This window comes from Blautia sp. An81 (genome assembly GCF_002161285.1).
GTDB classification, from domain to species: Bacteria; Bacillota; Clostridia; order Lachnospirales; family Lachnospiraceae; genus Blautia; species Blautia ornithocaccae.
The window spans coordinates 31,409-51,227 of record NZ_NFHH01000015.1 but is presented as its reverse complement, the minus strand read 5'-3'; the positions used below and the strand labels follow the sequence as shown (position 1 = coordinate 51,227).

At 47.1% G+C, this 19,819-nt stretch carries 17 protein-coding genes and 1 tRNA gene; 14 read left to right on the top strand and 4 right to left on the bottom strand.

The window, feature by feature from the left end; all coding sequences use genetic code 11:
• Positions 1 to 41 precede the first annotated feature (41 nt).
• From B5G33_RS13170 to B5G33_RS13130, 9 genes are all read left to right on the top strand, one after another.
• Entirely contained in the window at positions 42 to 1,079 is a 1,038-nt protein-coding gene (locus B5G33_RS13170) for an amidohydrolase family protein (RefSeq protein WP_330396697.1), read from the top strand.
• A gap of 97 nt (positions 1,080 to 1,176) precedes the next feature.
• A tRNA-Leu gene (locus B5G33_RS13165) sits at positions 1,177 to 1,260 on the top strand.
• Between the two features lie 232 nt (positions 1,261 to 1,492).
• A complete protein-coding gene (locus tag B5G33_RS13160) occupies positions 1,493 to 2,329 on the top strand; it encodes a deoxyribonuclease IV (RefSeq protein WP_087268091.1) in 837 nt (278 codons plus the stop codon).
• Positions 2,330 to 2,446: 117 nt separating this feature from the next.
• On the top strand, positions 2,447 to 3,463 hold the full coding sequence (locus B5G33_RS13155) for a deoxyguanosinetriphosphate triphosphohydrolase (protein ID WP_087268511.1): 1,017 nt from the start codon (positions 2,447 to 2,449) through the stop codon (positions 3,461 to 3,463).
• Positions 3,464 to 3,481: 18 nt separating this feature from the next.
• Positions 3,482 to 5,266, top strand: coding sequence for a DNA primase (dnaG, locus tag B5G33_RS13150; protein ID WP_087268088.1), 1,785 nt, complete (start codon positions 3,482 to 3,484; stop codon positions 5,264 to 5,266).
• Positions 5,267 to 5,305: 39 nt separating this feature from the next.
• A complete protein-coding gene (gene rpoD, locus B5G33_RS13145) occupies positions 5,306 to 6,430 on the top strand; it encodes an RNA polymerase sigma factor RpoD (protein ID WP_087268085.1) in 1,125 nt (374 codons plus the stop codon).
• Between the two features lie 9 nt (positions 6,431 to 6,439).
• On the top strand, positions 6,440 to 7,144 hold the full coding sequence (locus B5G33_RS13140; protein ID WP_087268083.1) for a tRNA (adenine(22)-N(1))-methyltransferase: 705 nt from the start codon (positions 6,440 to 6,442) through the stop codon (positions 7,142 to 7,144).
• A complete protein-coding gene (locus B5G33_RS13135) occupies positions 7,134 to 7,916 on the top strand; it encodes a Nif3-like dinuclear metal center hexameric protein (protein ID WP_087268080.1) in 783 nt (260 codons plus the stop codon). The genes B5G33_RS13140 and B5G33_RS13135 overlap by 11 nt, the downstream gene beginning before the upstream one ends.
• A gap of 33 nt (positions 7,917 to 7,949) precedes the next feature.
• A complete protein-coding gene (locus tag B5G33_RS13130; protein ID WP_087417948.1) occupies positions 7,950 to 9,617 on the top strand; it encodes a nucleoside kinase in 1,668 nt (555 codons plus the stop codon).
• A gap of 78 nt (positions 9,618 to 9,695) precedes the next feature.
• Here the strand turns inward: B5G33_RS13130 and B5G33_RS13125 are convergent, their stop codons facing one another.
• From B5G33_RS13125 to B5G33_RS13115, 3 genes are all read right to left on the bottom strand, one after another.
• A complete protein-coding gene (locus B5G33_RS13125; RefSeq protein ID WP_087268075.1) occupies positions 9,696 to 11,438 on the bottom strand; it encodes an ABC transporter ATP-binding protein in 1,743 nt (580 codons plus the stop codon).
• On the bottom strand, positions 11,439 to 13,241 hold the full coding sequence (locus B5G33_RS13120; RefSeq protein ID WP_087417947.1) for an ABC transporter ATP-binding protein: 1,803 nt from the start codon (positions 13,239 to 13,241) through the stop codon (positions 11,439 to 11,441). It abuts the gene before it with no gap.
• A gap of 147 nt (positions 13,242 to 13,388) precedes the next feature.
• Entirely contained in the window at positions 13,389 to 14,012 is a 624-nt protein-coding gene (locus tag B5G33_RS13115; protein WP_087268070.1) for a TetR/AcrR family transcriptional regulator, read from the bottom strand.
• A 360-nt stretch (positions 14,013 to 14,372) separates the two neighbouring features.
• On the opposite strand from B5G33_RS13115, the gene B5G33_RS13110 reads away from it, so the two are divergent.
• From B5G33_RS13110 to B5G33_RS13090, 5 genes are all read left to right on the top strand, one after another.
• Entirely contained in the window at positions 14,373 to 15,416 is a 1,044-nt protein-coding gene (locus B5G33_RS13110) for a heme-binding Shp domain-containing protein (protein ID WP_087268067.1), read from the top strand.
• Positions 15,400 to 16,539, top strand: coding sequence for a heme ABC transporter substrate-binding protein IsdE (gene isdE / locus B5G33_RS13105; protein WP_087268064.1), 1,140 nt, complete (start codon positions 15,400 to 15,402; stop codon positions 16,537 to 16,539). The genes B5G33_RS13110 and isdE overlap by 17 nt, the downstream gene beginning before the upstream one ends.
• Positions 16,540 to 16,551: 12 nt before the next feature.
• A complete protein-coding gene (locus B5G33_RS13100) occupies positions 16,552 to 17,649 on the top strand; it encodes a FecCD family ABC transporter permease (protein WP_087417946.1) in 1,098 nt (365 codons plus the stop codon).
• Positions 17,650 to 17,695: 46 nt separating this feature from the next.
• Positions 17,696 to 18,475: an ABC transporter ATP-binding protein gene (locus B5G33_RS13095; protein WP_242971263.1), complete on the top strand. Its 780-nt coding sequence runs from the start codon at positions 17,696 to 17,698 to the stop codon at positions 18,473 to 18,475.
• Between the two features lie 105 nt (positions 18,476 to 18,580).
• Positions 18,581 to 18,985: a YbaN family protein gene (locus B5G33_RS13090; protein WP_087268058.1), complete on the top strand. Its 405-nt coding sequence runs from the start codon at positions 18,581 to 18,583 to the stop codon at positions 18,983 to 18,985.
• Positions 18,986 to 19,055: 70 nt separating this feature from the next.
• Here B5G33_RS13090 and B5G33_RS13085 read toward each other — a convergent pair whose 3' ends face one another.
• Positions 19,056 to 19,655, bottom strand: a complete 600-nt coding sequence (locus tag B5G33_RS13085) for a TetR/AcrR family transcriptional regulator C-terminal domain-containing protein (protein ID WP_087417945.1) — start codon at positions 19,653 to 19,655, stop codon at positions 19,056 to 19,058.
• Between the last annotated feature and the right edge of the window lie 164 nt (positions 19,656 to 19,819).

Here is a 19,819-nt window from a genome sequence, read left to right as displayed (position 1 = left end):
ATATGAGTGTGAATATCCGGTCTTTTCCTGAGTTCCTTTTGATGCCAAAGCCAGATTTATCCTTCCCTATTCCGGGAAAAAAGCATATCTCAACGGCAGACGGAACCCCAGTCTGGAAAGAACAGGAAAGCTCCTTCTGGAACCGGGATATTATGAAATTTTTCTTTCCGCCGGAAGGAGATAACAGAAATACAGAAGGTGACACAAAGATGTTTGGAGAAAACCATGCACATATATTTATGAATGCTCTGGACTATCGTCAGGCAGTGAAAGACCATGAAAAGGCTCCTGATGAAAAACTGATCAGAGAGCATCTAAAAGCCTATCAGGAAAAAAATGTGTCTTTTGTGAGAGACGGCGGAGATTATCTCCGCGTCTCTCAAAGAGCCAGAGAAATCGCCCCAGAGTATGGGATTGATTACAGAACTCCTGTTTTTGCAATCCATAAGAAAGGGCATTATGGGGGAATCGTAGGCAGGGCTTTCGAAACCATGAAAGAATATACGGCTCTGGTCAGAGAGGTTAAGAGAGAGGGTGGTGATTTCATTAAGATCATGACCACTGGTATCATGGACTTTGATACAGATGGTTCTATAACAGGCACCGCTCTTTCTTTTGAGGAAGTCAGAGAAATGGTCCATATTGCCCACGAAGAGGGATTCTCGGTCATGTCCCATACTAATGGGGCAAAGGCCGTAAAAGAAGCGGCCATGGCAGGCGTAGACAGCATTGAACATGGCAATTATGCAGACGAAGAGGCTGTGAAGATCATGGCAGAGCAGGGAACAATCTGGGTCCCCACGATCACTGTAGTGAAAAATCTCATTGGAAAAGGTCGTTTTTCCGACCAGGTTCTTTTACAGATCTGGGAAAAGGGAAAGACGAATATAAGAAAAGGTTATGAGGCAGGGGTGGAACTTGCCCTGGGCAGTGATGCAGGCGCCTATCTGGTTCCCCATGGGCAGGGAATCCTGGATGAGTGGGCCTGTTTCAAGGAAATCCTGGGAGACAAAGAGGATTTAAAGGAACGTCTTTTAAGAGGAGAATGCCTTATTCGGGAAAAATTCCGGAAAGTTTAAAAAATTAAAAAAATTTTTTTGAAAAAAGTATTGACGAATCCAAAAATCTCTGCTATACTTTCACTTGTCGCTGAGGAGTGCTGAAAACGACAGACAAGCGGGAGTGCTGGAATTGGCAGACAGGCAAGACTAAGGATCTTGTGGGTGTATGCTCGTGTGGGTTCAAGTCCCATCTCCCGCAGTAAGAAATCCCCTTATTTTTAAGGGGATTTTTCTTATGTATAAATATAAGGTGATCAAAAAAGTAATCAACAGAGTAATCCGTTACAAATTTAAACTTAAAAATATATAGGAGGAAATCTTGTATATGTAGCTAAAGAGTTAATACAAGAGCAGAAACAATTTTGTAGTCTTGCTTTTGCATTAGCTCTTTATTTATTCACAGATATTGCCGAAACAAAGGAGGAATCAGGATGCTGACTATAGGCTGTCATTTATCCTCTGCCAAAGGATACAGAGCTATGGCAGAGGATGCAGAAAAAATACAGGCCAATACTTTTCAGTTTTTCACCAGAAATCCCAGAGGAGGAAAGGCTAAGACAATTGATCCGGAAGATGTGAAGGCTTTTCATGCAAAAGCTTCTGAACTGGGAATCCAGAAGATACTGGCCCACGCTCCTTATACCCTGAATGCCTGTTCACCGGATGAGAAGGTCCGGGAATTTGCTTACCTTACAATGACAGATGATCTGAAGAGAATGGAATATACCCCTGGAAACTGCTATAACTTTCATCCGGGAAGCCATGTGAAACAGGGGGCCGAAAAGGGAATCCAGCTGATTGCGGATATGCTGAATCAGATTCTCTGTCCTGAGCAGAGCACTACGGTGCTTCTGGAGACCATGGCAGGAAAGGGCAGTGAAATCGGGAGAAACTTTCAAGAGATTCGGGAGATCCTGGACCGGGTAGAGCTACAGGAAAAAATGGGGGTATGCCTGGATACCTGCCATGTCTATGATGGAGGCTACGACATTGTAAATAATCTGGAAGGAGTTCTGGATGAATTCGACAAAGTAATCGGCCTTACACGGCTTAAGGCCATCCATTTAAACGACAGTATGTACGGACTGGGGAGCCATAAGGACCGTCATGCCAGAATAGGTGAAGGAAAAATCGGAAAAGAAGCTATGGTCAGGATTATCAACCATCCAGCCCTTAGAAATCTTCCTTTTTATCTGGAGACTCCAAATGACCTTAGCGGTTATGCAGCAGAAATCAACTTCCTGCGCAGTGCATGGAAAGAATCGTGAGAAAAATCAGAAATCCACATTTGTTGGAACTTTTTGAAAAGAAAAGAAGGAAATCTGCGGGAAAACGGTAATATAATTATCAGAGGATATGACTCGAGAGAGGACGGTGACCTGTGGATGAATATTCGTGAAGAAATGGAAGCTAAAGAGTTGGAATTTCTCAGCCCTTACGCTGCCTGCAGCGTGAATTCCCGGGGAAGAGACAAGGAGGAGACAGAATGTGATATTCGGACCGCTTATCAAAGAGATCGTGACCGGATACTCCACAGCAAATCTTTCCGGAGAATGAAAGATAAGACTCAGGTCTTTCTGGCGGCCCAGGGAGATCACTATCGGAACCGGCTGACACATACTCTGGAAGTTTCGCAGATTGCCAGGACGATTGCAAAGGCTCTGTATCTGAATGTGGATCTGGTAGAGGCCATTGCTCTTGGCCACGACCTTGGGCATACGCCTTTTGGGCACGCCGGTGAAAAGGTATTGGATCGGGTCTGCCCTCTGGGTTTTTCCCACGTCAGCCAAAGCCTCAGGGTAGTGGAAAGACTGGAAAAAAGTGGGAGAGGACTGAACCTGACCTGGGAGGTACGGGACGGGATCATTAACCACAGGACCAGCGGAAAGCCTCATACTCTGGAAGGGCAGGTTGTTCGATACAGTGATAAGATTTCTTACATACATCATGATATGGATGATGCTCAGCGGGCAGGGATTATTTCGGAAGATAATATTCCCATTACTCTTCGGATGCTTTTGGGAGAGAATACCAAAGAACGGCTGAATACCTTTGTCCATGACATTGTGGAACACAGCAGGGGGAAAGAAAGGATTTCCATGTCCCCGGAGATTGAAGAGGGACTTCGGGATCTTAGAAGTCTGATGTTTCAGGATGTTTATCTGAATCCTGTGGCGAAAAGCGAGGAAAAAAAGGCAGAACACGTAATTGAGGAATTATATACATATTACAGGAAATTTCCGGAAAAAATGTCAGAAGAATACCAGTGGCTCATGGAAGAGGGCGAGCCTGAAGAACGGGTGGTCTGCGACTATATTTCAGGTATGACTGACCAGTATTCCCTGGAAAAATTCAAAGATATTTTTATTCCGAAAGGATGGAGAGGACGGGTAAAGAGATAGTGGAAAAGAGGGATCAAAATGTATTATTCGGATGATGTTATTGAAGAAGTCCGCATGAAAAACGATATTGTAGATGTGATCTCCGGATATGTGAAGCTCCAGCGAAAGGGCAGCTCCTATTTTGGCCTTTGTCCTTTTCATAACGAGAAATCACCTTCTTTTTCCGTAAGTCCGGGAAAACAGATGTATTACTGTTTTGGCTGCGGTGCAGGAGGCAATGTATTCACTTTTTTGATGGAATACGAAAATTTTACTTTTGTGGAAGCAGTTAAATATCTGGCTGACCGGGCGGGAGTCCGTCTGCCACAGGCAGAGTATTCGCCTGAGGCCAGAAGGGCGGCAGACTTGAAATCCAGACTTCTGGAAATCAATAAGAAGGCAGCCGCATTCTATTATTATCAACTGAAAAGTGAAAAGGGAATACAGGGGATGGAATACCTGAAAAGGAGAGAGCTTTCCGATGAGACTATTAAAAAGTTTGGACTGGGATGTTCTCCCCGGTATTCCGGAGCCCTGTATAAATATCTGAAAGGCCAGGGATATTCAGATGAACTGCTGAAAGAATCCGGACTTTTTAATATAGATGAACGCCGTGGGATGCAGGACCGGTTCTGGAACCGGGTCATGTTTCCCATTATGGATGTGAACAGCCGGGTTATTGGCTTTGGCGGACGGGTTATGGGTCAGGGAGAACCTAAATATCTGAACTCGCCGGAAACAAAGATTTTCGATAAAAGCCGGAACCTGTACGGACTGAATGTAGCCAGAACTTCCAGAAAGCCCTATTTGATCATCTGTGAGGGGTATATGGATGTGATTTCTATGCACCAGGCAGGTTTTACCAATGCGGTGGCTTCTCTGGGCACGGCTTTAACATCGGGACATGCCAGTTTGATGAGCCGGTACACCAAAGAAGTTCTGCTTACCTATGACAGTGACGAGGCAGGACAGAAGGCGGCTCTGAGGGGAATTCCTATTCTGAGAGCGGCAGGAATCCGTCCCAGAGTGGTAAACCTGGCTCCTTACAAAGACCCAGATGAATTTATAAAGGCAGAGGGCCGTGAGGCTTTTGAGAAACGCCTGGAAGAAGCGATGAACTATTTCCTTTTCCAGGTAAAGGTACTGGAGAAAAAATATAATCTGTCAGACCCTGAGGAAAAGACGCAGTTCTTCAGAGAAATCGCGGGTATGCTCCTGGAATTTCCAGAAGAACTGGAGCGGAACAACTACATGGAAACGATTTCCCGAATTTATCAGATCCAATTTGAGGATCTGCGGAAAATGGTAAACCATATGGCTCTGGCTCCCCAAAAGTCCTCTGATACTGTTCGGAGAGAAGGACCAAGGAAAAAGAAGGAAAATAAGGAAGATGGAGGACAGACTGCACAGAAACTCATGCTTACCTGGCTGACCTCCTATCCTAAAATGTTTGATACTATAGCGGGATACATCGGGCCGGAGGACTTTACTACCCCCCTATATCACCAGGTGGCAGAGATTGTCTTCGCCCAACATGAAGAGGGGGAGGTAAATCCTGCAAAACTGCTCAACCAGTTTTCTGACCCGGAAGAACAGAGAGAAGTAACCTCCCTGTTTCATGCCTCTCTCCACCTGGAAAGTCAGGAGGAGGCCAAACGGGCGGTGCTGGAGACTGTATGCAGACTGAAAAGAGACAGCATTGCATGGCAGAACCAGCATCTGGCCCCTACAGACCTTACAGGACTGCAGAAGATTGTGGAGGCGAGAAAAAGACTGGAGGACCTGGAAAGAGGCAGAGTGACACTGCATATTTCCTTTGATTGAGGATACCATATAATTAAGAATTGAGAGGATGGAACATTTATGGAAATGAACATGGCAAAATTCAGCGAGAAACTGGCAGAGCTTATCGAGCTGGCAAAGAAAAAGAAAAACGTACTGGAATACCAGGAAATCAATGACTTTTTCAAGGATTTTCCTCTGGATGCAGAGCATATGGACAAGGTTTTTGACTACCTGGAGGCCAATGGCGTGGATGTGCTGAGGATTCAAGACAATGATATGGATGACTTGATCATGAGTGATGAAGAAGAAATGAACCTCAGTGAAGAGGACGAGGTAGATATGGAAAATATCGACCTGTCTGTGCCGGAAGGAGTCAGCATTGAAGATCCGGTGCGTATGTATCTGAAAGAAATTGGAAAAGTTCCTCTTCTCACAGCTGAGGAAGAAATCAGCCTGGCCAAAAGAATGGAGAACGGCGATGAAAGTGCCAAAAAACGTCTGGCAGAGGCTAATCTCCGTCTGGTAGTCAGCATTGCCAAAAGATATGTGGGAAGAGGTATGCTGTTCTTAGACTTGATTCAGGAGGGAAATCTTGGACTGATCAAAGCTGTGGAAAAATTTGATTATCGGAAAGGATATAAATTCTCTACCTATGCTACCTGGTGGATCCGTCAGGCCATTACCAGAGCCATAGCAGATCAGGCCAGAACTATCCGTATCCCTGTGCATATGGTGGAAACCATCAACAAACTGATTCGGGTATCCAGACAGCTTCTTCAGGAGTTGGGAAGAGAGCCTCAGCCGGAAGAAATTGCAGAGGAAATGAATATGTCTGTGGATCGTGTCAGAGAAATCCTGAAAATTTCTCAGGAGCCAGTTTCACTGGAAACACCTATTGGTGAAGAAGAAGACAGCCATCTGGGAGATTTTATCCAGGATGATAATGTGCCGGTACCTGCAGACGCTGCTGCCTTTACTCTGCTGAAAGAACAGCTTGTAGAGGTGTTGGGAACTCTTACAGAAAGAGAACAGAAAGTTCTCCGCCTTCGTTTCGGTCTGGATGACGGAAGAGCCAGAACTTTGGAAGAAGTAGGAAAAGAATTTAATGTTACCAGAGAGCGTATCCGCCAGATTGAGGCTAAGGCCCTTAGAAAGCTCCGTCATCCCAGCCGCAGCCGAAAACTGAAAGATTATCTGGATTAAAGGAGAAATATGAGAGAATTGCAGATATCCCGGCGGCTGAAAGCTGTCGCAGCTCTGGTGAGCCCCGGACTGGTGCTGGCAGATGTAGGCTGCGACCACGGATATATTCCTATATATTTAATACAGAAAGGACAGATACCAAGAGCCATTGCCATGGATATCAACCAAGGTCCTCTTTTGCGGGCCAGGGAGCATATCCGGGAATGGGGACTGGAAGCTTACATAGAGACCAGACTTTCCGACGGGCTGAAAGCTTTAGAACCTGGAGAGGCCCAGTGTCTGGTGATCGCAGGAATGGGAGGCCCTCTTATGGAGAGAATCCTTACGCAAGGAGCCCCGGTCCTGAAAGATATGAAAGAACTGATCCTCCAGCCTCAGTCAGAAATCGGCCATTTCCGCCAGTTTCTGGCTGAAAATGGTTATAGGATCATTGAAGAAGATATGGTTGAGGAAGAGAAAAAATATTATCCTATGATGAAAGCTGTCCAGGGGAGTATGAATTATACAAAAAAAGCAGAATATCTCTATGGGAAGAAACTTCTGGAAAAGAGGCACCCTGTTTTAAGAGAGTTCCTGGAAAAAGAGGACCGGGCCTCCAGAGAACTTTTAAAAAAGCTTACCCAGGTAGAGACCTCCTCGGCAGAGAAAAGGAAAGAGGAGCTGCAGGAGGAAATAAGAGACAGAAAGGAGGCACTGGCATACTATGAAATGTAAAGATGTTATCAGAAAGATTGAAGAGAAGTATCCGGTATCTTTTGCTGAAGAGTGGGATAATCCCGGACTTCTTGTGGGAGATCCGGAGAAAGAAGTAAAGAGGGTCTTTCTGGCTCTGGATGTGACCGATGAAAGCCTTGAGGCAGCTGTGAAAGCTGGAGCAGACATGATGATTACCCATCATCCGCTGATTTTTTCAGGAATTAAGAAGGTCACTGCCGATAATTTTATCAGCCGCCGGATCATAGGATTGATAGAGAACGGAATTTCCTATTATGCCATGCATACGAATTTTGATGTACTGGGAATGGCAGATTTAAGTGCAGATTACCTGGAGCTTAAGGACCGTGAAATTCTGGAGGTTACTTATGACCGGGAAGGCAGACAGGAAGGCCTGGGAAGAGTGGGAAACCTGGCAGAGGCCCAGACCCTGGAAGCCTTTGGCAGATTTGTAAAAGAAAAATTTCAGCTGCCCTTTGTGAAAGTATATGGCGACTTAAATAAGAAGGTGGAAAGGGTTGCTGTATGTACCGGTTCGGGGAAAAGTCTTATGCCTTCTGTACTCCATTCTCAGGCAGATGTATATGTTACAGCGGACATGGATTATCATTCCTCTATAGATGCAGTTTCCCAGGGAATATGCGTAATAGACGCCGGCCACTATGGAACAGAGTATATTTTTATGGATTATATGGAAGAAGAACTGGGACAAATGCTACCGGAATTAGAGGTAGAAAAAATGAGGGTGCAGCACCCTTGCAAAGCCATATAGTTACTGGATATTTGACAGGAAAGGAGAGGCACAGTGAAAGAAAGAATGATTTCCGTTAAGATTCTGGGAAAACAGAGAGAGTATCCTTATGGAACTCCCTACAGTAAAATTGCTGAAGACTACCGGGGAATCACCAGACATTCCATCGTGCTGGTAATGAAGGATAAGAAGCTCTGTGAGCTCCATAAAAAACTGAAAAAAGACGGAGAGCTGGAATTTATTACTACAAAGGATGAAATTGGCCATCAGACTTATAAAAGGAGCACTTCTCTGCTTTTGCTGAAAGCCCTTTATCATGTGGCCGGACATGGAAAGATCCGGAAAGTTGTGCTGCACTTTTCCGTCAGCTCCGGATATTACTATACTATAGATGGAGATGTAAAAATTACGCCAGAGTTTCTTGCAGATGTAAAAGCTTATATGATGGAGCTGGCAGAAAGGCAGATTCCCATACGAAAAAGAAGTGTAGGAACCAGTGAGGCTATTGAAATATTCCATCGTCATCATATGTATGACAAAGAAAAACTCTTCCATTTCCGCCGTGGTTCCAGGGTAAATATCTATAGTCTGGAAGAGTTCGAAGATTATTTTTATGGCTATATGGTAAACCATACCGGTTATCTGAAATATTTTGAATTATATCCCTTTGACGAAGGTTTGGTGCTCCAGCTTCCTGATAAAGATGAACCTGAGAAGGTTCCTCCTTTTAAGCCATGGATAAAACTTTTCCAGGTGCAGAAGGAGTCTGGAAACTGGGGAGAAATGATCGGAGCAGATGCAGTAGGGGATTTAAACGAACAGATCAGCCAGAAAGGCGCCAATGAGCTGATACTCATTGCAGAAGCCCTTCAGGAGGCAAAAATCTCACAGATAGCAGACAGGATTGCCAATGACAGAAGCAAAAAATTCATTATGATCGCGGGACCTTCTTCCTCAGGAAAGACCACTTTTTCTCATAGATTATCTATACAGCTATCCGCCCATGGTCTGAAACCTCATCCCATAGCAGTGGATAACTATTTTGTAAACAGAGAAGATACACCCCTGGATGAAGAAGGAAATTATAACTTTGAGTGTCTGGAAGCCATTGACGTAAAACAGTTTAACGAAGATATGACCGCTCTTTTAAGAGGTGAACAGGTTTCCATGCCCTCTTTTAATTTTAAAACAGGAATGAGGGAATATCGGGGAGATTCTCTTCGTCTGGGGCCTGAGGATGTGCTGGTAATTGAGGGGATTCATTGCCTTAATGATAAGCTGAGTTTTAGTCTTCCCGATGAGAGCAAATTCCGTATTTATATCAGCGCCCTTACCCAGATTAACATTGATGAGCATAACCGGATTCCAACTACGGACGGCAGACTGATCCGTCGGATTGTCCGGGATGCCAGGACAAGGGGAGCCTCTGCAAAGGCTACGATTGCTATGTGGAATTCCGTAAGGAGAGGAGAAGAAGAAAATATTTTTCCTTATCAAGAGTCTGCAGATGTCATGTTTAATTCTGCCCTGATCTATGAGCTGGCCGTATTAAAGCTGTATGCAGAACCCCTTCTCTTTTCCATTCAGCCTGGAGAACCGGAATATAACGAAGCAAAACGACTTCTGAAGTTCCTGGATTATTTCGTCAGTGTGCCCAGTGAAGCTATTCCACACAATTCCATTTTGCGGGAATTTGTAGGCGGAGGCTGCTTTGACGTATAAACAACATTTGCTGTAATTTTTATTTTTAAATAGCCGGAGCCGCTGTTTGCGGACTCCGGCTATTTAAAAACAAATATGTTATTTCAGACTCCATCCGGCGCTCTGCCTTTGCAGTTCCACCATGTGACGAAAGAGACCGTCCCGGCTCATCAGTTCTGTCGGGGCACCTTCCTCCACTACCTGACCGTCGGAGAGAACGATGATCTTGTCCGCTGCCTCCACGGTGCGCATCCGATGGGCGATGACCAGAACCGTCTTTCCTGCAAGCAGGCGGGAGAGAGCTTCCTGTACCTTTGTCTCATTCTCCACATCCAGACTTGCCGTAGCTTCGTCAAGGAGAAGGATAGGCGCGTCCTTCAGGAGAGCCCGTGCGATGGAGATGCGCTGGCGCTCGCCGCCGGAGAGCCTGGCGCCGTTCTCGCCGATAGGCGTATCATAGCCTTGTGGAAGATGCCGGACAAACTCTTCACAGTTGGCAGCCTGGGCCGCGGCAAGTACTTCCGCGTCCGTAGCGCCCCGTTTTCCCAGACGTATATTTTCCATGACAGTATCATCAAAGAGGATCACATCTTGGAATACCATGGAGTAATCGGTAAGGAGCACCTCCGGATCTACTTTTGAGATGTCTATACCGCCTACGAGGATTTTGCCGCCTGTGATGTCCCAGAGCCTTGCGGCAAGTCTGGCACAGGTGCTCTTGCCTGAACCAGAAGGTCCCACCAGCGCAGTGACTTCCCCCTCTTTTGCAGTAAAACTTACATCATGGAGAACTTCTTTCTCATCATAAGCAAAATGTACATGTTCAAATACGATATCGTGCCCATTCGGAGTAAATTTGCTGTTCCCGTTGGCAGCAGGGGTTTCGTAGAGCTCTGTGATCCGATCAGCGGATACCTGTGATATGATCATTTCTGCGATCAGGGCAAGACTCTGATCAAAGGGTGCGTAGATACGGGTGATGACTAGCAGGAATAAAAACAACAGCATGAAATTAATCTCACCTGAGAGGATCAGACCGGCTCCGGTCAGGATGGTCGTTGCCACGCCCAGACGCATAATCACGCTGGCGGCATTGACAAATATGCCTGTGCCGAGCTCGCCCCGGGTCATGATCCTTTCGTGCTCATCGATTTTCTGATTCAGGCGATCCAGATAGAGCTCTTCCTGGTTGGTAGCGCGGATTTCCCGAACATTTTCCAGCGCCTCCTGGATTCCGTCCGATACCCGGAGAGCGGCTTTTTTTGTCCGTTCAGAGGCACGGGCCGCAATTTTCCGGCTTCCAAACAGAAGCCCGAAAGCTGCCGGTACGCCCCACAGGCAGGCAATGGCAAGCCGCCAGTCATAGACGAACAGGCATACGGCAATCAGCGATGTAGAAATATAAGCGCCGTACAGATATCCGAGGACGTGGGACCACACATGCTCCATCCGGTTCACGTCCCCCAGCAGGGTCTCGGTCAGGTCTGCCAGATCCCGCTTCCCGAAGTATCCGAGGGGCAGCTTGCGGAGCCGCTCTGCCATGCTGAGACGAGTTGCCTTTACCTCATTGTATACCAGACCGTAGGTAGCCTGGTACTGCTGCAGATGGGTGAGAAATGATAAAACCAGGAACAGGACAGTCAGGGCGATGGGGAATACCACAGTCGGCAGGTTTTTTTCTTCCGTCAAGGTTTCCATGAAGGACCCTGTGAGAAGATAAAGGATTCCCATCCCTCCCATGACAACAAGATTGACGATGACAGTCCAGAACGCTCCCCTTTTTGTGTTTCGCAGTCCCTGGTCGGTGAGTGCGTATTTTCTCTGAAATTTTTTGCTGAACATTTATTCGTCCTCCTTTTCGCTGGAAATTTTCCACCGGACAGCCTTGTTATAGTCTGCCCACATCCTGGCGTACAGGCCGTTGGCAGCCACAAGTTCCTTATGGGAACCCTGCTCTGCGATGCAGCCCCTATCCAGGACGATAATCTGGTCAGCACCCACCACGGTGGACAGACGGTGGGCAATCATGATCACGGTGCGGCCCTTCGTTAGTGTGGCGAAAGCTTTCTGGATCAGGACTTCGTTCTCCGGGTCGGCAAAGGCTGTGGCCTCATCGAGGACGATGATAGGCGCATCTTTTAAGATGGCTCTGGCAAGGGCGATCCGCTGTTGTTCACCGCCGGAGAGATAGGTGCCCTCCGTGCCGATCAATGTATCCATTCCTTCTGGAAGTTTATCGAGGATATCCTGGCATTGGGCTGCCATGAGAGCGTTTTTCACCTGTTCTCTTGAGGCGCCCGGTCTTGCCGCCCGGACGTTTTCCAGGATTGATGCTTTAAATAGGCGATTGTTCTGGAAAACAAACGCCACATGGTCCATCAGCACATGGGGATCGATCTGTCTAACATCCACACCGCCTACATTAACAGAGCCGGAGGAAACGTCCCAGAAGCGGGGGATCAGGCTGGCCGCTGTAGTTTTGCCGCCGCCGGAGGGCCCTACCAGAGCGATGGTCTGCCCAGATTCAGCTGTGAATGAGACGTGGGAGAGAGCGGGCGTTGTGGCTCCGTCATAGGTAAAGCTGACATTCATAAACTCAACTTTGCTGCCGTGGGGTTCCATGGGATTGGCAGGATTTTTCAGAGTTGGGGATTCCATCACTTTGTTGATCCGGCCAAGTGCCGCACTGGCAAGCATAATTCCAGAGGAGGCGAACATGATCCTTGCCAGTGCAGTGGAGATGATAGCGGAGAACACTGCGTAGAATACAAAATCTGTGATAAAACCAGCAAAACTTCCATCCGCCAGAGCCTCCGGAGCCAAAAACAGCGCCACCGGGACAAGAAATACAAAAGCGCCTTCAGTGAAGGTCAGATTGACGGATTGGGGTTTACTGCACACATGAGAATTATAATGTTCAGCAAAGTAACTGTATTCTTCAATGGAAGCCTGGAATGCCTTGAAGGAATAGACAGTCTGCTGGAAAATCTTAACTACTGGAATGCCCCGGACATATTCTGTCCCCGACTTGTTCATGCGATCCAGTGCGGCTTGGTATTGAGCCATGAAACTTGCATTTTTCCCACCCATCATAGAGGCCATAGAGATGATGGAGATTACAGCCGCTAACAGGCAGGCCAGACCCATCCGCCAGTCGAACAGGAACATCAGAATCACCATGGAAATAAACAGAACGATGGTGCCCACGATGTCCGCCAAGTTGTGTGCAAGCAGGGTCTCTGTGTCGGCTGCCGCTGCGTCAAGACGTCCCCGGATCAGACCGGAGGCATTGGCATCAAAATAGCCAAGCGGTGCTTTCATTACATGGGCAATCCCCTTTTTTCGGATATTGGAGGCAGTGCGGAAAGCCGCCAGGTGGGTGCACATCAGACCTGCGAAATACAGGGCAATTCCCGCAAACGCAAAAACAAAAGCCATCCATCCATACCTGGTGATGCCGTGAGCCTGCGTCCAGTCCGGGGCAACGGCGATTAGATCTCTGGCTGCAAGCCAGATACAGATATAAGGAACCATTGAGAGCAGCATGGATACTGCTGAAAAGGTCAGACCAAGAAAGGTCAGGCCCTTGCGGCTTCCCGCATAATCCAGCAGGACCGCCACATCACTTTTCTTTTTTCCTTTCATTAGTTTTCCTCCTTAAAAGATAAAATTTAATAGTTAGATAAAGCTAACTATTGAGCAAAAAACAAAGGAAATAATTCCCGCTGTGGATAGAAATATATCATCTGTCAATGTCGGTAAACGAAGCAGGAGAAGCAGCGTCAATGTATACTAACGCTGCTCTTCCATTAGTTTTATCCATCCGGCAGTATAAAAATCCCGGAATTGCTCGATATCCCGGTGTGCCTGTTCCCGGGGCATATTGTGGATTGCAATCTCAAAGAGACCGTTGAACATTCCACTGGCGATGATATGACAGAGAGATTTCTTTAACTCCGGGACTTTCCGTCCTGTCCTTCGGAGCACTTCCATATATTTCAGTGTGTATTCCACTTCGATTTCTACCATGTTGTGAATGAAGTGTTCATAGGAAGTTCCCTCCGCCCTGCAAAGCAGTAGCCTGACTGGCTCCCGGTGCTCACAAATATAATCCACCATCCAGTCTACATAGTATTTGGAAGCTTCCCCCATGCTGTTGGACTGCTCTTCTTCCGGCAATTCAGCAAAGCCTGTCTGGGCTTCCATGAACCTGCCCATGAGGGCGGCAGCATGGGGTTCCACAATGGATGCGAACAGAGCTTCCTTACTGGAAAAATAGCCATAAAAGGCGCCTGTAGTCACGCCTGCATTCTTTACAATCTGGCGCAGAGAAGCGCCAAGAAACCCCTTTTCGGAAAATTCCTCTAAAGCAGCCTGCTGGATATTTTCCAGTGTGGATGATGTCCTTTCGTCCATAAAAACCTCCATATAACAGTGATATATAACAATGCTATAATATATCTGATATGAAATTTTGTCAATATAAAAAAGATACTGATATTTGTTCTTAAGATTCCGCCGGAGACCTTCAAGGTGTATATCAGTCTGGACGGAGAAATAAAAAAACCTGAAAAAATAGTTGACAGTGCTGGAATAGAATGGTATATAATTCTTACATGTGTTAGTAATAGCTAACTTATATAAGACAGAACTAACTGCATATAAACGGAATTGATTTCCACCAGACAGATGAGAGTAGAACTCCTATCCGGTTGCAATGATTACGGGGGAGGACTCTTTCCCAGACTGAACAAGAAATAAAAATAGGAGAAAAGTATGAAATCAGTAAAGAAAATCAGAAAGATTTTTGTCGGCCTGCTTGCAGCCCTTGTGCTGACGGTGATGGGAGCAGGAATCGGAGCGGTTCCGGTCCGGGCAGCCAGCGGCAATATTTACACCTGTGTGATCCATCCCTGCTATGCCCATCCGGTCACCGGCGTGATCGAAGATTCCGGCGGGGAGGCGTCCTATGCCACAGGTCAGGGCATGGTAGACGGCGCTGTCTATACCACCGGTATTTTGGAGTTGACGGACAGCGGGGAATACTACCTGACGATCCGCATGAGCCTGATGGACTACACGTCAAACCACAGCTTCTGGGTACAGAATGTGGGGGATTCCAACTGGTCCAGCCCTGCCATCGGCGTGACGGGCAATGGGACAGATGACAACGGTGCTACAGCAGATATCTGTATGCAGGTGCCAAGTGAGAATTGTGTGGTCCGAGGCTCTATGTATGTGGAACCTATGGGAAGGGATGTGATCTTCTACCTGTATCCCAGTGATTACACGGCAGGAAATAATACAAATATGAATGCGACGATTGTAACAGAAGCATCTGGAAGCGGCGGCACATCTACATACAGCGGCTCTGGCAGCACGAGTACAGAAAGCGGAACAAGCGGCTCTGGCAGCACGAATACCCAAAGTGAGAGCACTGGAAATGGCAATGCCAGCCTGTCCGGCTCCTCTCTCCAGAGTGACTCCGAATTATTATCCTCCGACTCTTCGGATACTGAGCCCGTAGACAACAGTACGGAAGCGCCGGCACTGTCCAGTTCCATTGATGAAGCGGCCCAGCCCACGCCGTCTACCGATGCAGAACTCAGCGATGCCCAGGGATTAAGTCTATCCACGGCAGCGGACACAGTAGAAGAGGCGGAAGATATGGCAGGTTCCAGTGGGGGCAGTGTTTTTGTTATGGGAACTGCGGTTACAGTATCCGGGCTGATTTTGATGGGGACAGCTGCTGTGATCGTTTATTTCTTCCGGAAGAACTGGAGAAGATGGGGCGGAGGTTACGATGATGATGAAGCATAGATGGATGGATGTAAAAAAGAGAATCCCGTCCCTTACCGTATGCACGGTTCTTTCCTGCAGCCTTCTGGCAGGATGTGTAGATCAAAGCGGCGGGGAAACAGGAGATAACGCCTCTGAAAGTAGCAAAGCCTCCCCCCAGATGGAAAGTGTGGAGACTATGCTGGAGATCACAGACCCGGAGGAAAAAGCTGCTGTGGAAGCCGCGAAAGCAAAGGTAAAGGGGATGGCAGAAGAACCGAGGATCATTGCCACATCTCCGTCCACAGCGGAAATCTGCGACCAGCTGGAGCTGGACCTGGTTGGCGTATGCTCCAGTTCTATCTCGGAGATTCCGGAAAGGTATGAGGAAGCGGAGAAGGTCGGAACCGCCATGGCCCCGGATATGGAGATCGTAGCATCCCTGGATCCAGACTGGATTCTGAGCCCGGCTACCCTTCAGGCTGATCTGCAGCCCAAATATGAAGCTATTGATACAGACTGGGCGTTCTTAAATCTGCGCAGCGTACAAGGGATGTACCGTTCCATTCAAGAATTGGGTGAGATCTTTGGAAGGGAAGAACAGGCACAGAAAATGGTGGATGAATTCACGAAGTTTTATGAAGATTACAAGAATACAAATGAAGGGAAAGATGCACCGAAAGTGCTGATCCTCATGGGACTTCCCGGAAGTTATATCATTGCAACTGAGAATTCTTATGTGGGAAGTCTGGTGGAACTGGCAGGCGGCCAGAATGTTTATGCCGGAACAGATCAAGAATTTCTGACCGTAAATACGGAGGATATGAAGACAAAAGAACCGGACGTGATCCTGCGGGCGGCTCACGCTCTGCCGGATCAGATTGTTGAAATGTTCAATGAGGAATTTGAGACAAACGATATCTGGCAGCATTTTGATGCTGTAAAAAACGGGTGTGTGTATGACCTGACCTACGAATACTTTGGGATGAGCGCCGACTTTGATTACCCGGAGGCTTTAGAGGAACTGCAGCCTATGCTTTATCCGGAGAGCGAAGCAGACGAAGAAAAAGCAAAAGAGAACAGTGAGAATGCCGCAAAGGCGGCGGAAGAGAGCGAAGCTTCCGAAAAGGTAGACGAAGAGACACTACAGGAAATCACGAAGTAAGGGGGATAAGCCATGAGTGAAGACAAAGACTTAAGACAGGACGGCGGCCTTACGTATCCGGCAGTTTTCGATGGCAGGGTGGAGCAGGAAGATTTTGGAAGGCAGGATCGGAGCAGGAAGAAACGGAAGACAGCCCGGGCAGTGGTATCTTTTTTTGTTACAGGAATCCTGCTGGCAGTGCTGATCCTATTGTCTGTTAATATTGGAAGCCTGAAGGTCTCACCATCGGAATTATTCCGTGGACTGTTCATCGAACGGATCGACGACGTGGCAGCCATCTATGACCTGCGTTTTCCGAGAATCGTGATCTCTCTATTTGCAGGGGCGGCAGTAGCGGTCTCAGGAGTCCTTTTTCAGGCAGTGTTAAAGAACCCGCTGGCGGATCCGGGGATCATCGGCATCTCCAGCGGTGCGGGATTTACAGCTGTTTTGATCACGGCCTTCCTCCCAGCCCTTTACTTTTTTACTCCTCTGTTGGCATTCGCAGGAGGTGTGCTGGCTTTTTTCCTGGTATACAGCCTGTCTTGGAAAGGCGGATTAAGCCCGCTGCGTATTATTCTGACCGGCGTGGCAGTGAGCGCCATGTTCACCGGACTATCGGATGCCCTGAACTCCATGAGCGGTGGAAATTCCTCCGGAGTGGCTTCTATCGTAGAGGGAAATATCACACAGAAGACATGGGAGGACGTACAGACGCTCCTTCCCTATGTGATTGCCGGGCTGATCCTTGCGCTGCTGTTTACAAAGATATGCAACCTGATGTCCCTGGAAGATAAGACAGCCAGGAGCCTGGGTGTCAACGTAAACCTGATGCGTATCCTGATTTCCCTTGTTGCGGTTCTCCTGGCAAGCATTTCCACAGCAGTGGTGGGCGCCATCAGCTTTCTGGGGCTTATTGTACCCCATATCGGAAGGCTGCTGGTGGGAAGTGACCACCGGGCGCTGGTGCCCTTTTCCATGCTGGCGGGAGCCTTTACCTTTCTGCTGGCGGATACCATTGGTCGGACTGTGGCAGCACCCTACGAAGTGTCGGCGTCCATTATCATGAGTGTGATCGGCGGACCGTTCTTTATCATTTTATTAAGGAGGTCGAAGAAGTATGCAGCCTGATATGAACCAAGTGCAAAAAAACATTACAGATGTTCGGAAAACGGCGATGAGAGCAGACAAGCCTGCCATGGAAGTCAGGGATTTGTCTTTTTCCTATGGAAAGAATAAGGTTCTAAAAGGCATTTCCTTTACCATAGAAGGTGGAAAGATCACTACGATTATGGGAGCAAATGGATGCGGAAAGTCTACCCTGTTTAACCTGATGACCAAAAACCTGTATCCCCGGAAAGGGAATATCTTTCTCCACGGAAGAAATATCCAGAATTTTGGTCTGAAAGATTTTGCAAAAAGAGTGTCCATTGTCCATCAGTATAATTCTTCGGCAGATGACATTACAGTAGAACGGCTGGTATCCTTTGGGCGTACGCCTCATATGAAAATGATGCAGGGGCGCAGTGATGAAGATGAAAAGCTGATCGAGTGGGCCATGGAAGTGACCAATGTAGAGAAGTACCGAGACCGGGAAGTAAGCCGCCTTTCAGGCGGACAGCGTCAGCGCGTATGGATTGCCATGGCACTGGCGCAGAATACTAAGATCTTGTTTCTGGACGAACCGACCACCTATCTGGACATCCGTTATCAGATCGAGATCCTGGAGCTGGTGAAGAAACTTAATGAAGAATATGGAATCACCATTATCATGGTACTCCATGATATTAATCAGGCGATTCATTTTTCTGACCGTATCATCGGCTTGAAAGACGGACAGGTGGCTGCACAGGGTTCACCGGCTGAAGTGGTCACACCGGAATGCATCCGGACACTGTATGGGATTTCCCTGGGAGTGACGATCATTGAAGGAAAGAAATTTGTCCTGACCGTGTAACGATAGCCGTCTTAGTCTTGTAAGTGGCAGATTTCAAGTGTGCATGTGGCGAGGCTATGAATATTACTGCAGCGGTCAGAATCAGAAAAACAGGAGTGAAACAAAATGAAGAATATGAATCCGTTCCGGATCCTCTGGATCATACTGGGCTTTATATGCCTGGGACTTGGAGTAATTGGCATCATCCTGCCGATTCTCCCTACCGTGCCCTTTTTCATGGCCACGGTATTCTGCTTTGCGAAAAGTTCAAAGCGGCTTCATGGCTGGTTCATCGGAACGAATCTTTATAAGAAACATCTGGACAGCTTTGTGAAGCAGCGGGCCATGACTATGGGGACGAAACTGCGGATCGTAGGGACCGTGACCGTGGTGATGGCGGTTGGCTTTCTGATGATGAGCAAGGTTCCGGTGGGACAGATCTGTCTGGCTGTTGTGTGGGTATGCCATCTGTTGTATTTCTTTCTGCGGGTAAAGACCGTTAAGCAGGAAGAAGCACAGGCAGCAGATTAGAGGAAGTGCAGGATGATCAGGAAAAAAGTCTCTGCAGGGCAGTTTATGCTCTCGCAGGGACTTTTTGACGCTATTCTTCCTTCTCTGCCTTTTGCTGGGCGGCATAATCACTGAGAAGAGGCGGAAGGGAAGAGCGTATGACCAGAGAGATATACAGGATATTTTTATCATTGTTCCTCAGAGTGGGATTTGTGATCCCGTCCATCAGAAGGCCTGCAAAGGCTTCCGTATAAAACCGGCTGAGAAAATCTCTGTAATCGGAAGGTATGGACAGTTCCATCTGCTGGATAGTTTTATCTATAACAGAAGAGGTGATCCCATAAAGGTCATTGAAGAAGAAACGTTTCAGTTCTCCCTGTCCTAAAGAGTTACAGATGTTGTTCAGCAGCTTTTCATTCTCCTCGATATAATTCATAACAAACCGGACAGCCTCTTCGTAATCAGACATCAGATCAAAATGTTTTACCACATCAATAGCTTCCTGTTCTAAAGTCCATTTCAAAAGATCGTTGATATCCTCAAAATGATAATAAAAAGTATTTCTGTTCAATCCGCAGTCCTCGGTGATTTCCCGGACAGTGATATTCGAGAAGGATTTCCTGCGGATAAGCTTTTTCAGAGATTCTGCAAGGATTTTCCTGGTATAAAAGGTGGTAGCGTTATGTTTCATGGGATCATCCATACTCCTTTATCAGCAATATTGTTTTTTTATTTTAGCGGCTGAAAAATAAAAAGTCAATCATTCAGCTAAACATATTCAGTCATTTGCCTAAATTTTAGACATCTGCTGAAAAGTGTTGCTTTTCTTTCCTGGATTTTTTTCATAAAATGCAG

What these genes read in the sequence shown, in the direction of transcription:
- B5G33_RS13115 (WP_087268070.1), bottom strand. Translation starts at nt 14,012, where the DNA reads ATGGACGAAAGGACATCATCCACACTGGAAAATATCCAGCAGGCTGCT.
- B5G33_RS13160 (WP_087268091.1), top strand. Translation starts at nt 1,493, where the DNA reads ATGCTGACTATAGGCTGTCATTTATCCTCTGCCAAAGGATACAGAGCT.
- B5G33_RS13170 (WP_330396697.1), top strand. Translation starts at nt 42, where the DNA reads ATGCCAAAGCCAGATTTATCCTTCCCTATTCCGGGAAAAAAGCATATC.
- B5G33_RS13085 (WP_087417945.1), bottom strand. Translation starts at nt 19,655, where the DNA reads ATGAAACATAACGCTACCACCTTTTATACCAGGAAAATCCTTGCAGAA.
- B5G33_RS13090 (WP_087268058.1), top strand. Translation starts at nt 18,581, where the DNA reads ATGAAGAATATGAATCCGTTCCGGATCCTCTGGATCATACTGGGCTTT.
- B5G33_RS13110 (WP_087268067.1), top strand. Translation starts at nt 14,373, where the DNA reads ATGAAATCAGTAAAGAAAATCAGAAAGATTTTTGTCGGCCTGCTTGCA.
- B5G33_RS13120 (WP_087417947.1), bottom strand. Translation starts at nt 13,241, where the DNA reads ATGAAAGGAAAAAAGAAAAGTGATGTGGCGGTCCTGCTGGATTATGCG.
- B5G33_RS13125 (WP_087268075.1), bottom strand. Translation starts at nt 11,438, where the DNA reads ATGTTCAGCAAAAAATTTCAGAGAAAATACGCACTCACCGACCAGGGA.
- B5G33_RS13155 (WP_087268511.1), top strand. Translation starts at nt 2,447, where the DNA reads ATGAATATTCGTGAAGAAATGGAAGCTAAAGAGTTGGAATTTCTCAGC.
- B5G33_RS13135 (WP_087268080.1), top strand. Translation starts at nt 7,134, where the DNA reads ATGAAATGTAAAGATGTTATCAGAAAGATTGAAGAGAAGTATCCGGTA.
- B5G33_RS13095 (WP_242971263.1), top strand. Translation starts at nt 17,696, where the DNA reads ATGAGAGCAGACAAGCCTGCCATGGAAGTCAGGGATTTGTCTTTTTCC.
- rpoD (WP_087268085.1), top strand. Translation starts at nt 5,306, where the DNA reads ATGGAAATGAACATGGCAAAATTCAGCGAGAAACTGGCAGAGCTTATC.
- B5G33_RS13140 (WP_087268083.1), top strand. Translation starts at nt 6,440, where the DNA reads ATGAGAGAATTGCAGATATCCCGGCGGCTGAAAGCTGTCGCAGCTCTG.
- dnaG (WP_087268088.1), top strand. Translation starts at nt 3,482, where the DNA reads ATGTATTATTCGGATGATGTTATTGAAGAAGTCCGCATGAAAAACGAT.
- B5G33_RS13100 (WP_087417946.1), top strand. Translation starts at nt 16,552, where the DNA reads ATGAGTGAAGACAAAGACTTAAGACAGGACGGCGGCCTTACGTATCCG.
- isdE (WP_087268064.1), top strand. Translation starts at nt 15,400, where the DNA reads ATGATGATGAAGCATAGATGGATGGATGTAAAAAAGAGAATCCCGTCC.